This window comes from Pacificibacter marinus, assembly GCF_018860665.1.
Taxonomy (GTDB): Bacteria; Pseudomonadota; Alphaproteobacteria; order Rhodobacterales; family Rhodobacteraceae; genus Celeribacter; species Celeribacter marinus_A.
Genome location: NZ_JAHKPK010000018.1, coordinates 63,707 through 75,711, shown reverse-complemented (window position 1 = coordinate 75,711; position 12,005 = coordinate 63,707). Strand labels below are relative to the sequence as shown.

13 protein-coding genes are annotated in these 12,005 nt (G+C 51.9%); 11 read left to right on the top strand and 2 right to left on the bottom strand.

What is annotated here, in order from left to right; translation table 11 throughout:
- The first annotated feature begins 40 nt into the window (after window positions 1–40).
- From fabZ to KO497_RS04835, 5 genes are all read left to right on the top strand, one after another.
- On the top strand, window positions 41–499 hold the full coding sequence (fabZ, locus tag KO497_RS04855) for a 3-hydroxyacyl-ACP dehydratase FabZ (protein WP_215942845.1): 459 nt from the start codon (window positions 41–43) through the stop codon (window positions 497–499).
- 43 nt (window positions 500–542) lie between these two features.
- On the top strand, window positions 543–1,340 hold the full coding sequence (lpxA, locus tag KO497_RS04850) for an acyl-ACP--UDP-N-acetylglucosamine O-acyltransferase (RefSeq protein WP_215942844.1): 798 nt from the start codon (window positions 543–545) through the stop codon (window positions 1,338–1,340).
- Between the two features lie 28 nt (window positions 1,341–1,368).
- Entirely contained in the window at window positions 1,369–2,151 is a 783-nt protein-coding gene (locus KO497_RS19390; protein ID WP_215942843.1) for an LpxI family protein, read from the top strand.
- Window positions 2,148–3,293: a lipid-A-disaccharide synthase gene (gene lpxB / locus KO497_RS04840; RefSeq protein ID WP_215942842.1), complete on the top strand. Its 1,146-nt coding sequence runs from the start codon at window positions 2,148–2,150 to the stop codon at window positions 3,291–3,293. Before KO497_RS19390 ends, lpxB begins: the two co-directional genes overlap by 4 nt.
- Before the next feature lie 137 nt (window positions 3,294–3,430).
- Window positions 3,431–3,919: a hypothetical protein gene (locus tag KO497_RS04835; RefSeq protein WP_215942841.1), complete on the top strand. Its 489-nt coding sequence runs from the start codon at window positions 3,431–3,433 to the stop codon at window positions 3,917–3,919.
- 74 nt (window positions 3,920–3,993) lie between these two features.
- On the opposite strand, the gene mnmA is transcribed toward KO497_RS04835, so the two are convergent.
- The gene (mnmA, locus tag KO497_RS04830) at window positions 3,994–5,151 is read right to left on the bottom strand and encodes a tRNA 2-thiouridine(34) synthase MnmA (protein WP_215942840.1); all 1,158 of its coding nucleotides are present in this window, start codon (window positions 5,149–5,151) and stop codon (window positions 3,994–3,996) included.
- A 125-nt stretch (window positions 5,152–5,276) separates the two neighbouring features.
- Here mnmA and sciP point away from each other — a divergent pair, with 125 nt between their 5' ends.
- From sciP to KO497_RS19260, 5 genes are all read left to right on the top strand, one after another.
- Window positions 5,277–5,555 (top strand): CtrA inhibitor SciP, encoded by a 279-nt coding sequence (gene sciP, locus KO497_RS04825; protein WP_215942839.1) that lies wholly within the window; start codon window positions 5,277–5,279, stop codon window positions 5,553–5,555.
- A 109-nt stretch (window positions 5,556–5,664) separates the two neighbouring features.
- Window positions 5,665–6,378 (top strand): response regulator transcription factor CtrA, encoded by a 714-nt coding sequence (gene ctrA / locus KO497_RS04820; RefSeq protein ID WP_215942838.1) that lies wholly within the window; start codon window positions 5,665–5,667, stop codon window positions 6,376–6,378.
- Window positions 6,379–6,496: 118 nt separating this feature from the next.
- Complete coding sequence (ligA, locus tag KO497_RS04815) at window positions 6,497–8,605, top strand: NAD-dependent DNA ligase LigA (RefSeq protein WP_215942837.1); 2,109 nt, start codon at window positions 6,497–6,499, stop codon at window positions 8,603–8,605.
- Entirely contained in the window at window positions 8,602–10,695 is a 2,094-nt protein-coding gene (gene recG / locus KO497_RS04810) for an ATP-dependent DNA helicase RecG (RefSeq protein WP_215942836.1), read from the top strand. The genes ligA and recG overlap by 4 nt, the downstream gene beginning before the upstream one ends.
- 111 nt (window positions 10,696–10,806) lie before the next feature.
- Window positions 10,807–10,929, top strand: a complete 123-nt coding sequence (locus KO497_RS19260) for a hypothetical protein (protein WP_289846657.1) — start codon at window positions 10,807–10,809, stop codon at window positions 10,927–10,929.
- 202 nt (window positions 10,930–11,131) lie between these two features.
- Here KO497_RS19260 and KO497_RS04805 read toward each other — a convergent pair whose 3' ends face one another.
- Entirely contained in the window at window positions 11,132–11,578 is a 447-nt protein-coding gene (locus tag KO497_RS04805; protein ID WP_215942835.1) for an iron-sulfur cluster assembly scaffold protein, read from the bottom strand.
- A gap of 64 nt (window positions 11,579–11,642) precedes the next feature.
- On the opposite strand from KO497_RS04805, the gene hisI reads away from it, so the two are divergent.
- Complete coding sequence (gene hisI / locus KO497_RS04800; RefSeq protein WP_215942834.1) at window positions 11,643–12,002, top strand: phosphoribosyl-AMP cyclohydrolase; 360 nt, start codon at window positions 11,643–11,645, stop codon at window positions 12,000–12,002.
- The last annotated feature ends 3 nt before the right edge of the window (window positions 12,003–12,005 follow it).

Genomic DNA, 12,005 nt, shown 5'->3' with positions numbered 1-12,005 from the left:
CCCCTGACGGGGCAAAGATACGAAAAGACAAGGGACGGACATGACAGAGAGCTTCAAAACCGCAGATATTGATCTCATTCAACGCATTATCCCGCATCGTTATCCGTTTTTATTGGTGGATCGTGTGGTTGATATCGATGGTGACAAGACCTGTACTGGCATCAAAAACGTGTCCTTTAATGAACCCCATTTCCAAGGTCATTTCCCTGGCGCGCCGATCATGCCGGGTGTGACAATTGTCGAAGCCATGGCGCAAACCGCCGCTGTGATGGTTGGCGTTGAAAACGGCCTCGCGGATAAAGACTTTCTTGTCTATTTCATGTCGATCGAATCCTGTAAATTCCGCCGCAAAGTCGTTCCCGGTGACGTGTTGAAAATGCACATCACAACGAAACGCGGTGGCGGCAAGGTTTGGAAATTTGAAGGCCGTGCAGAAGTTGATGGCGAAGTGGCGTGCCAAGCGTCATTCACAGCGATGATGGATCTTCCAAAAGAGTGACCCATCTCGGGTCAGGTCATATTTTCCAAATTCGGAGCCCGTTATGAGCATCCATCCAAGCGCAAATATTCACCCCTCATCTGTGATCGAAGACGGTGCTGTTATCGGTGAAAACTGCCACATTGGCCCGTTTTGCCTTGTAGGGCCTGATGTCGTGTTGGGCGCTGGCGTTGTGTTGAAAAGCCATGTTGTTGTCTCTGGTGACACGATTATTGGCGACGAGACTGTGATTTTCCAGTTCTCCTCCATCGGCGCAATCCCACAGGATTTGAAATATGATGGCGAACCGACCAAATTGATCGTCGGCAAGCGCAACCGCATCCGCGAATATGTGACCATGAACTTGGGCACAGTTGGCGGTGGCGGCGTGACACGTGTGGGCGATGACAACCTGCTGATGGCCAGCGCCCATGTCGCCCATGATGTGCAAATCGGCAATCGGGTGATTTTGGTCAATTCCGTTGCGGTGGCCGGCCATTGTGTGATCGATGATGACGTGATCATCGGTGGGCTGTCCGGCATCCACCAATGGGTGCGGATCGGGCAGGGCGCGATCATCGGCGCTTTGTCTATGGTGACGGGCGATGTCTTGCCGCATGCTTTGGTCCAAGGCCCGCGGGCCGAGCTTGATGGTCTTAATCTTGTGGGGCTGAAACGTCGCGGCGTGGCGCGTGATGACATCAACCAATTGCGCGCAGCCTTTCAAATGCTCAAACAAGGCGACGGATCATTCAAAGAACGCGCCGCACGTCTGCATGAAGATTTCGACAGCGATTACGTGGCGCGAATGGTTGCCTTTGTAATGGGCGACAGTGATCGCGGTTTTTTGACCCCTAAATGATATCAAATACACACATAAGGTGACGCGCGTGTCCAGAACGGCCATCATCGCAGGATCAGGGGATTTGCCACGCCTGTTGGCCGAGGCTTTGGATAGGCCTGTCTATGTGACTTTGGATGACAGTTTTGTGCCTAAGGGCATTGATCATCTCACCGCGCGAATCGAAAAACTTGGTCGCCTGTTCAAAGACTTAAAAGACCGTGACGTCACCTCGGTGAGTTTCGCAGGTGCCATGGCGCGCCCCAAAGTGAATCCTGTTTTACTCGATCGCCACGCCTTGCGACTGGCCATGTCGATGGGAAAGGGCGATGACGCTTTACTGCGCGAGGTTTTGGCGGTGTTTGGCGATCAGGGCTTTGACATCAAAAGTGCGGTCGATATTTGCCCCGATCTGGTGCTGCCCAAAGGCACGGTCTGGGGCGTAAAGCCCAGCAAGCAAGATGATAAAGATGCCGCACGCGCTTTAGAGGTGCTCACTACATTGTCGCCGCTTGATGTTGGCCAAGGCGCCGTTTGTGCAGGCGGGCTGATCTTGGGCATTGAGACGCTGCAAGGCACAGATTCTATGCTGTCTTATGTCGCGGCCACTCCAGATCACCTGCGCCGCGCCAAGGGGGTGTTTGTGAAATCGCCGAAACGCAACCAAGACCTGCGTATTGATATGCCGACCATTGGCCCCAAGACCATCGAATCTGTCATCAAAGCCGGCCTTGCGGGGCTGGTGGTTCCGTCTGACACCGTGATCGTGCTTGATCGTGCCACGCTCAAATCCCGTGTTGAAGAGGCAGGTATTTTCCTGAAAGCCATATGAGCGCTTTGAAAGTCTTTGTCATCGCAGGCGAGCAATCCGGCGATAAATTGGGGGCGGCGGCTATGGCAGGTCTCAAACAGCTGGCTGATGTCGAGTTTCGCGGCGTTGGCGGGCCCCTGATGGCGGTTGAAGGGCTGGACAGCCTGTTCGCGATGGATGAATTGTCGCTTATGGGTATCATGGAAATTCTGCCAAAGTATTTCCACCTCAAACGCCGCATCCGCGAGACCGCTGAGGCCGCTTTAGCGTGGCAACCTGATGTGATCTTGACCATCGACAGTCCTGATTTTTGCCTACGCGTGGCCGATATTGTGAAATCGCAATCCGATCTGCGCATTTGCCATTATGTGGCCCCAACGGTTTGGGCATGGCGACCTGAACGCGCTGCCAAGATGGCAGCCAAAGTCGATCAAGTCTTAGCACTTTTTCCGTTTGAACCACCCTACTTTGACGCCGTGGGTCTGCTCTGTGATTTTGTTGGGCATCCTGTATCGACAGAAATTGTGGCCACAGATGCGCAAGTGTCCCAGTTTCGCGCTGCGCAGGGTATCGACGATGCGCCACTGGTCTTGGTTCTGCCGGGGTCGCGCAAGGGCGAAGTTGCAAGGCTGTCTGATGATTTTGGTGAGGCGCTTGGTGTCTTTGCAAAGGCTAATCCCGATGCACGCTATGTTCTGCCCATGGCTGGACCCGTTGAGACGCTCGTGCGGGAGAAAACGGCCCAATGGCCCGTGCAGCCAATCTTGATCCAAGCCACGGACAAAACCGCCAAACGCACCGCTTTCAAAGCCGCCGACATTGCGCTGGCCGCTTCTGGCACCGTGTCATTGGAGCTCGCCGCCAACCAAACACCGATGGTGATCGCCTATAAAATGCAATGGTTGACCCAGACAATCGTCGAACGCAAACTGCTGATAGATACGGTGACTTTGGTCAATCTAGTATCCGAGACCCGCGTCGTGCCTGAGTTTCTGGCGAACAACTGCCAGCCAGAGAAAATAGCGACAGCGCTCGGCGATGTTTTGCAAAATCCAAGTGCCCAAAGTGCAGCACTTAATCTCACCATGCAGCGTTTGGGGCAGGGTGGTGAGGCCCCTGGTTTGCGCGCCGCAAAAGCTATTGTCGCAGGGCTATCTCAGTAACCACCCAAGCCCACCGCCCCACCAATTGGGCGCTGCTCACGGCATGATCACGCATATATAATCAGGTGTGAAAAGACGTTTCTTGTTGTTGATGCAGCCCGTTCGTAAGTAAGGGCGACACATCAAAAGAGAAAAATATGCACATCTTTCAATCGCTTACAAACAAGAAATTACTACTCTCCATTGCACTGTCCGGCCTAATTGGAGAAATCGCTTTTGAGCTTTATGCGTGGCTCATTTCACCGGTTTTGTTCGGCGTCACCTTACAGCCATCCAATTTGGTGATTGCCTTGACCGCAAAATTTACCGGTGTGAAGCTGTCTCATGCCGTAGCCTTCCCGCTGCATTTCATCATCGGTGCCTTAGGCTTTGGTCTGTTCACATATTTTATCCGCCTCGTTATGCCAAACAAAGTTTGGCTGACAGGTATTGCCTCTGGCTTTATCTTATGGGTTGTCGCCCAAGGGATTTTGGCGCCAGTGATCGGACGGACATTTATGATGGGCTTTGGCACTTACACGCAGTCGTCATTTGTCGGCCATGTTGGCATGACGCTAATCATGGCGCATGTGATGGCTCTGGCGTTTCGCCGTTTGGGCAGCGGATCTGCGACACCTGCCCATTAATTGACATGGCCCGCGCATTAATTTGGATATCGTCCAACATGTGCGCGGGTCATTTTTATAATAAAGCTATTGCCTTAATACCCACGCCAAATCCAGCCGCCGCCAAAGATACGCGTGCTATCGGAATCATAAAATACGCAAGCTTGACCGGCTGACACACCTTCTTCGGCGACGATCAGTTCGACCTCTGCCTCAGTATCAGAAATTGGCCGGATGATCGCCTCACGCGGGGGGCGGGTCGAGCGCACGCGCACCAGAACATGCCATTCTTCGCGGCTTGTTAAAGGCTCATCGCCCAACCAATTGATTTCGCGAACAGGAATTTTACGGGTGGCAAGCATCTCTTTAGGGCCAACGATGACGTGCTTTTTTTCGACATCCAATTTGACCACATATAAAGGATCAGCCAAACCGCCGATGCCAAGACCGCGACGTTGCCCGACAGTATAGTGCAACACACCGTTGTGTTGCCCCAATACGTTGCCATCGGTGTCAACAATATCACCAGGTTCAGCTGCACCGGGGCGCAATTTTTCGATCACAGAGGCATAGTTGCCGTTTGGCACAAAGCAAATGTCTTGGCTGTCAGGTTTATCCGCCACGGCCAAACCATATTTTGACGCCAGCGCACGGGTTTCATCTTTGGACGCCAGATGGCCCAAAGGAAAGCGCAAGTAATCGAGTTGCGCTTCTGTGGTCGAGAATAAGAAATACGACTGATCGCGGTTGGCGTCGGCGGCGGAATGCAATTCTGCACCGCCTTTGCCCATTTTGCGTTGAATATAGTGACCCGTCGCCATGCAATCGGCATCCAAATCTTTGGCCGTCTCTAGTAGGTCCTTAAATTTCACCCGCTCGTTGCAGCGAATACAGGGCACAGGTGTCGCCCCCGCCAAATAGCTGTCAGCGAATTCATCGATCACTGCATCCTTGAACACATTCTCATAATCCAAGACATAATGCGGAAAGCCCATTTCTTCGGCCACGCGTCGCGCGTCATGAATGTCACGTCCCGCACAGCAAGCGCCTTTTTTCGACAAAGCAGCCCCATGGTCATACAATTGCAATGTCACCCCGACCACATCATAGCCCTCTTCAGCCAGCTGTGCCGCCACGACAGAGCTGTCCACTCCGCCAGACATAGCGACGACAACCCGCGTTTCAGACGGGGGCTTGGCAAAGCCAAGAGAATTGATCGGATGCGTCGTTGTATCGGGTGCAGCAACAGTCATGAACAAAACCTTTCCAGAACATGCTCAGAATATATGAAAATCCTATATATTCTCAATGACAGGTTTCACCACCCATTAAGACCCTTGCGTCAAAACAAATACGTAAAGTTGATGAGGGTGAGCCCATGTATCTAAAAAAAGTAGACGGACCGCGTGCCGTCACCTTGCCAGACGGCAGTATCATGACACGTGCAGACCTGCCACCGCCTGAAACACGACGCTGGGTGGCCTCGCGCAAAGCGATCATCGTTAAAGCAGTGGTTTATGGATTGATGCCTTTGACCGAGGCTTTGAAAACCTATGGCTTGAGTGAAGAAGAGTATAATTCATGGAAAACAGCGATCCAGAACCATGGTGAAATCGCGTTAAAAGCCACTTCTTTGCAAAAATATCGACAACCTTAGGTTGAGAGTGCTAAAAGGTTAAATCTAGTAACGTGTAGTTAACCATTTTTGGCCAATATTTTTATCGAACGAACGCTCGAAAAAAATTTAGTAACGGAGACTCTAGGTAATGCGTATTCTTCTGGTCGAGGACGATCCAACGACATCAAAAAGCATTGAATTGATGCTGACTCATGCAAATCTTAACGTCTATACGACGGATTTAGGCGAGGAAGGCATCGATCTCGCAAAACTTTATGATTATGATCTGATCCTTTTGGATCTTGGTCTGCCAGACATGAACGGACACGAAGTGTTGCGCCAATTGCGCCTCGCGCGAATCGAAACGCCTATTTTGATTCTCTCTGGTGCTGACGATACCGAAAACAAAATCAAAGGCTTTGGCTTTGGTGCGGATGATTATCTGACCAAACCTTTCCACCGCGAAGAACTGGTGGCCCGTATCCACGCCATCATCCGTCGCTCAAAAGGGCATTCACAATCTGTGATTGGCACTGGCAAGATCGAGGTCAATCTTGACGCAAAAACAGTGTCTGTTGCCAACAAACCTGTGCACCTCACTGGTAAAGAATATCAAATGTTGGAACTTTTGTCGCTGCGCAAAGGCACAACTTTGACCAAGGAAATGTTTCTCAATCACCTCTACGGTGGCATGGATGAACCTGAACTCAAAATCATCGACGTCTTTATTTGTAAATTACGCAAGAAGCTTTCAAACGCCACTGACGGTGACAATTACATCGAAACGGTTTGGGGGCGCGGCTATGTTTTGCGTGACTCTGATCCTGTTGACATGGAAACCCCAATGGCAATTGGTGCCTAAATATTTTCAGGGCTGACGCAGTTTTTAGCGGCATCCCCTCATTCCGTTGCATCTCGACTGGACCTCTTCGACTTGCTCTCCTAAACAATTAGGGGACCAAAGTTGGAGAGGTTTTTTTATGTCTGCGGACATCGCCGTCGAAGTCATGACCGAAGATCAAGCGCGGGCCGAACTCGCACGTTTGTCAAAAATCTTGTTGGCGGCCAATGCAGACTATTACACTGCCGAGCCTAAAATCATCGATGCCGACTACGATGCGCTCAAAGCGAGAAACGCAGAGATTGAAACGCGTTTTCCAGATCTGAAACGTGCCGATAGCCCTTCAAATGTTGTCGGCGCAAGTCCCGCAGCGGGATTCGGTAGAATCACCCATGCGGTGCGCATGCTATCTTTGTCGAATGCTTTTGAAGACAGCGACGTCGATGATTTTGACACTTCCATCAGAAAATTCTTAGGCAGCAACACTGCGTTGCAATACACAGCAGAGCCCAAAATCGATGGGCTGTCGTTGTCGATCCGCTATGAAAATGGTACTCTTGTCTATGCTGCGACACGAGGTGATGGTGAAACGGGCGAAAACGTCACCGAAAATGCCAAAACCATCGCAGATATTCCGCACCATATTTCCGGCGCGCCTGACATTTTGGAAGTGCGCGGCGAAGTTTATATGAGCCACGCCGATTTTACCGCTCTTAATGCACGTCATTCTGAACGTGGTGGCAAAATATTCTCAAATCCTCGTAATGCTGCGGCTGGTAGTTTGCGCCAACTTGATGCGGATATTACGCGCGCGCGGCCTTTAAAATTCTTTGCCTATGCTTGGGGCGAACTCTCACAGCCTTTGGCCGACACCCAAATGAATGCGATAAATGCGCTGAAATCATTCGGGTTTTCAACCAATCCGCTGACCAAACTCTGCAGCAGCCCACAAGAGTTGGTTACACATTATCACCACATCGAAGAACAGCGTGCTACGTTAGGCTATGATATCGACGGAGTTGTCTACAAAGTTAACGATCTGGCATTGCAAGCGCGCCTTGGCTTTCGCTCCACCACACCTCGTTGGGCCATTGCCCATAAATTCCCTGCCGAACTGGCTTGGACCCGCTTGGAAGCCATCGATATCCAAGTTGGTCGCACTGGTGCGCTCAGTCCCGTCGCTCGGTTGACACCTGTCACAGTCGGCGGCGTGGTTGTGTCAAATGCCACGCTGCACAATCAAGATTACATCGAAGGCCGCGATAGCAAAGGCGATGAAATTCGTGGTGGCAAAGATATTCGTATCGGTGATTGGGTCCAAGTCTACCGCGCTGGCGATGTCATTCCGAAAATTGCAGACGTTGACATCGACAAACGCACTGGATCTGAAACCGTCTTTGCCTTTCCGAAAACCTGTCCAGAATGCGGATCGGACGCCATCCGCGAAGAGGGCGATGCAGTTCATCGATGTTCTGGCGGCATGATTTGTCCCGCTCAAGCTATTGAAAAACTGAAACACTTTGTTTCACGCGGCGCGTTCGATATTGATGGGTTTGGCGCCAAACAGGTCGAACAATTTTACAATGACGGTTGGATCAAAGAGCCTGCGGATATTTTCAAGCTCGAAGAACGATACGGATCAGGGCTTCAACAACTCAAGAATCGTGACGGTTGGGGGGCAAAATCTGCGCAAAAGGTTTTTGACGCGATCAATGTCAGTCGACAAGTTGACTTAGCGCGGATGATTTTTGGCCTTGGGATACGCCATGTCGGGGACAGTTCAGCGGCTTTACTTGCGCTCAATTATGGCAGTTGGGACCGTTTTGAGGCGGCGATGACCAGCGCCTCGGTCGGCGAGGGCGAAATCTGGGATGATCTTTTGTCTATCGATGGTATCGGCGCTGTCATGGCCAAATCATTGGTGACAGCCTTTCATCAAACATCGGAACGCGCATCGATTGACCGTCTCGCGGCTCAGTTGACCATCATTGATGCCAAACAGCCTGCAAATGATAGCCCCGTTACCGGAAAAATCGTTGTATTTTCTGGTACGTTAGAGAAAATGAGCCGCGCAGAAGCCAAGGCCAAAGCAGAAAGTCTTGGGGCCAAAGTTTCTGGGTCCGTGTCTGCGAAAACGGATATTTTGGTCGCAGGGCCTGGGGCTGGGTCAAAGGCGAAAAAGGCGGCTGAATTGGATATTCTCACGTTGGACGAGGATGGTTGGCTCGACCTGATTGCGCCCAAATGACCAGCGTGCGACCAGAATCCTTATTTCCACTCTTTGCAGACCTGTCCACCTTGGCGGGTGTCGGCCCCAAAACGGCCAAGGCTTTTGCGGGTCTATCGGTGGAGCGCCCTAAAGACCTGCTGTTTACATTGCCGCACGCGCTCATCGATCGTCGCCGCGTTCCAACTGTCATCGGGGCACTTTCAGGCGATGTGGTCACTGTCGAAGTGACCGTATTGCGCCATTTGTTTCCCAGCCGTAAGGGGCTGCCTCATCGTGTTTTCGTGAGCGATAGTGCCACGGAATTCCAGCTTGTGTTCTTTAGAGGAGCCGCAGATTGGATCGAAAAACAACTGCCCGTCAATGAAAACCGACTCGTGTCAGGGAAGATTGAATTTTACGATTCACAAATTCAAATGCCGCATCCAGATCACATTTTGACGCTGGACAAAGAAGACGAGCTGCCAAGGTTTGAACCGGTGTATCCATTGGCTGCGGGGGTGACGCAAAAAATCATGGCCAAATCCTGCCTTGATGCCATTGGTAAAACGCCTGATTTGGAGGAGTGGATTGACCCGAATTTGAGGGCACGAGAATCTTGGCCCGCATTTAAATCTGCACTCACAGGGTCTCATAATCCAATGAGCGTGAATGAGTTGGCCCCGACATCGCCGGCGCGTCAAAGGCTTGCTTATGATGAGTTGTTCGCGCATCAAATTACGCTGGCACTGGCACGCAAAGCGGTGAAATCAAAGCCTGGCCGCAGCTCGGTCGGGACCGGAAAACTGCGCGCTCGCGTGTTGAAAGCTCTGCCATTTCGACCAACAGGCGCACAGAGCCGCGCCATGGATGATATTGAACACGATCTGTCGTTATCTGAGCGCATGAACCGCCTTTTGATGGGGGATGTCGGGTCAGGTAAAACCTTGGTCGCGTTGATGTCTTTGCTCATAGCGGTGGAATCTGGCGGGCAGGGTGTGTTGATGGCCCCCACGGAAATTTTGGCACGACAGCATTTGGCAGATTTGCGGCCATTGGCAGAGCAGGCTGGGGTTGTGCTTGAATTGCTGACGGGGCGCGACAAAGGTCGGGAACGCAAAGCCAAATTGCAGGCCTTGGCGCAAGGCGACATTCATATTCTTGTGGGCACACATGCTGTCTTTCAAGACGATGTTGTCTTTAGTGACCTTAGGCTGGCGATTGTTGACGAACAGCATCGTTTCGGGGTGACACAGCGTATGGCTTTGGCCGAAAAGGGACAATGCGTTGATATGCTGGTGATGACTGCGACACCGATCCCGCGATCTTTATCCTTGGCGCAATATGGCGATATGGATGTGTCGATCTTGGATGAAAAGCCCGCAGGACGCACACCGATAAAGACCGCGTTGAGTGCGACGGATCGGATGGACGATGTCGTGGCTCATTTGGGCGCCGCTGTGGCGGCAGGCAAGCAGGCCTATTGGGTCTGTCCGCTTGTTGGCGAAAGCGAAGTCATGGACTTGATGGCTGCAGAAGAGCGTTTCAAACATTTGCGTGCCGCCCTGGGGGAAGGCAAAGTCGGGTTGGTTCACGGTCAAATGGCTGCGGAGGAAAAAGATGCAACCATGGCGCAGTTTGTCCGTGGTGATCTGTCAGTTCTTGTGGCGACCACTGTGATTGAGGTGGGCGTCAACGTGCCCAACGCCTCTATTATGGTGATTGAGCGGGCCGAGCATTTTGGCCTTGCGCAGCTACACCAACTGCGTGGACGGGTGGGGCGCGGCACCGTCGCGTCAACCTGTTTGCTGCTCTATCAAGCGCCTCTAAGCGAAACGGGACGCAGGCGTTTAGAAATTTTACGCGAAACAGAAGACGGGTTTCGCATCGCCGAAGAAGATTTGACGATGCGTGGCGCTGGCGATGTGCTTGGCACAGCGCAGTCAGGTGTGCCGAAATTCAGAATCGCCGATATCGAAACACAGTCTGCACTGATGGCGCTGGCGCAAAATGATGCGCGAAAACTGCTGCATGATGATCCAGAGCTGAAAAGTGAACGCGGGCAGGCCGTGCGTGTTCTACTTTGGTTAATGGAAAAGGATCGTGCAATTCGTTTAATGTCAGTGGGTTAGCCTGTTTTCGTTCGTTTTGTTCGCGAATGTTCTCAAAAAGTTCTTTACACAAGTCGTTAAAAATGAGAACAAATAGGCAACAACCTATTAACCTCACGAAAGGACGACATAATGATCCGCGATATCAAATCCGTTGTAGAGCGCTCACAAGGTACTTTGGTCGAAGATATGATCGGTGCTGCCGCCCTTTTGGTGATCCTATTCGGAGGTCTTATAGCCCCTGCATTTTTCTAAGTTTCTGCCTGTGATTCAAACAACCAACCGACACCTCATGTCCCAACGGGTGTTGCAGACGTCTTACCTATTCCCGTCCGCCTGCGGAGCCTCATCCCGCTGAATTGTTGTTCGAATCCCAACTTTACCCGCCGTCTTCAATTTGAAGTGCGGCGGTTTTTTTTTGCGCTATAGGCGCGCGTAAAATGGATGCAGATATGGATTAGCTGGTGGACGCCAAATCTGCATCGATCATCGCTTTTTGTGCGGCGATGACAGACAACATTATAGAGGCGTGACGGTTTGTATAAGCGCGCGCAGGCAGCAGCGCTTCAAAGCCTTCAAAGGGCATAGAAGGGACCGGACCATCCTCTTTGAGAAACGCGCGGAGTTCAGTCAAAGCGGTGGTCAGCTCGTCAACCGATCTGCCAATGATATTTTGTCCCAAGACAGCCGCAGCGGCTTGGCCGAGCGCGCAGGCTTTGACGTCTTGTGCAAAGTCGATAATGCGGCCATCGCGCACCACCACATCTGCCGTCACAGTTGATCCGCACAGCGGCGCACGTTCGCGTACAGTGGCGTCCGGCGCGTCAAGACGACCAAGATGCGGAATGTCTGCGGCCAGCGCCAAAAGGCGACCAGAATAGAGGGATGCAAGATCTGCGGACATGATTTGCCTTTCATCAATTACAGTCTTAGATAGGGCATGCGATAGGCATAGGAAAGGACCCGCCATGACCTTTGATCCCAACTCTCTAAAATATGATGACAAAGGTCTCATTCCCGCCATTGCCCAAGATGTACAAACGGGCGAGATTTTGATGCTGGCCTGGATGAATGCCAAATCCGTCGCCATGACTTTGGACACTGGCAAAGTGACCTACTGGTCGCGGTCACGTCAGTCGTTTTGGATCAAGGGCGAAAGTTCTGGTCACGTGCAAGAACTGGTTGATTTTCGCTTTGATTGCGACAAGGACTGCATTTTGGTCACCGTCAATCAAGCTGGCCCTGCCTGTCACACCAATCGTCGCTCGTGTTTCTACACCGCCGTGCGCGACGGCGAGACGGTTGAATTGATGCAACCAGAGGCCTGATAG

Coding starts and splice junctions, on each gene's coding strand:
- fabZ (WP_215942845.1), top strand. CDS start 41: ATGACAGAGAGCTTCAAAACCGCAGATATTGATCTCATTCAACGCATT.
- lpxA (WP_215942844.1), top strand. CDS start 543: ATGAGCATCCATCCAAGCGCAAATATTCACCCCTCATCTGTGATCGAA.
- lpxB (WP_215942842.1), top strand. CDS start 2,148: ATGAGCGCTTTGAAAGTCTTTGTCATCGCAGGCGAGCAATCCGGCGAT.
- KO497_RS04835 (WP_215942841.1), top strand. CDS start 3,431: ATGCACATCTTTCAATCGCTTACAAACAAGAAATTACTACTCTCCATT.
- mnmA (WP_215942840.1), bottom strand. CDS start 5,151: ATGACTGTTGCTGCACCCGATACAACGACGCATCCGATCAATTCTCTT.
- sciP (WP_215942839.1), top strand. CDS start 5,277: ATGTATCTAAAAAAAGTAGACGGACCGCGTGCCGTCACCTTGCCAGAC.
- ctrA (WP_215942838.1), top strand. CDS start 5,665: ATGCGTATTCTTCTGGTCGAGGACGATCCAACGACATCAAAAAGCATT.
- ligA (WP_215942837.1), top strand. CDS start 6,497: ATGTCTGCGGACATCGCCGTCGAAGTCATGACCGAAGATCAAGCGCGG.
- recG (WP_215942836.1), top strand. CDS start 8,602: ATGACCAGCGTGCGACCAGAATCCTTATTTCCACTCTTTGCAGACCTG.
- KO497_RS19260 (WP_289846657.1), top strand. CDS start 10,807: ATGATCCGCGATATCAAATCCGTTGTAGAGCGCTCACAAGGTACTTTG.
- KO497_RS04805 (WP_215942835.1), bottom strand. CDS start 11,578: ATGTCCGCAGATCTTGCATCCCTCTATTCTGGTCGCCTTTTGGCGCTG.
- hisI (WP_215942834.1), top strand. CDS start 11,643: ATGACCTTTGATCCCAACTCTCTAAAATATGATGACAAAGGTCTCATT.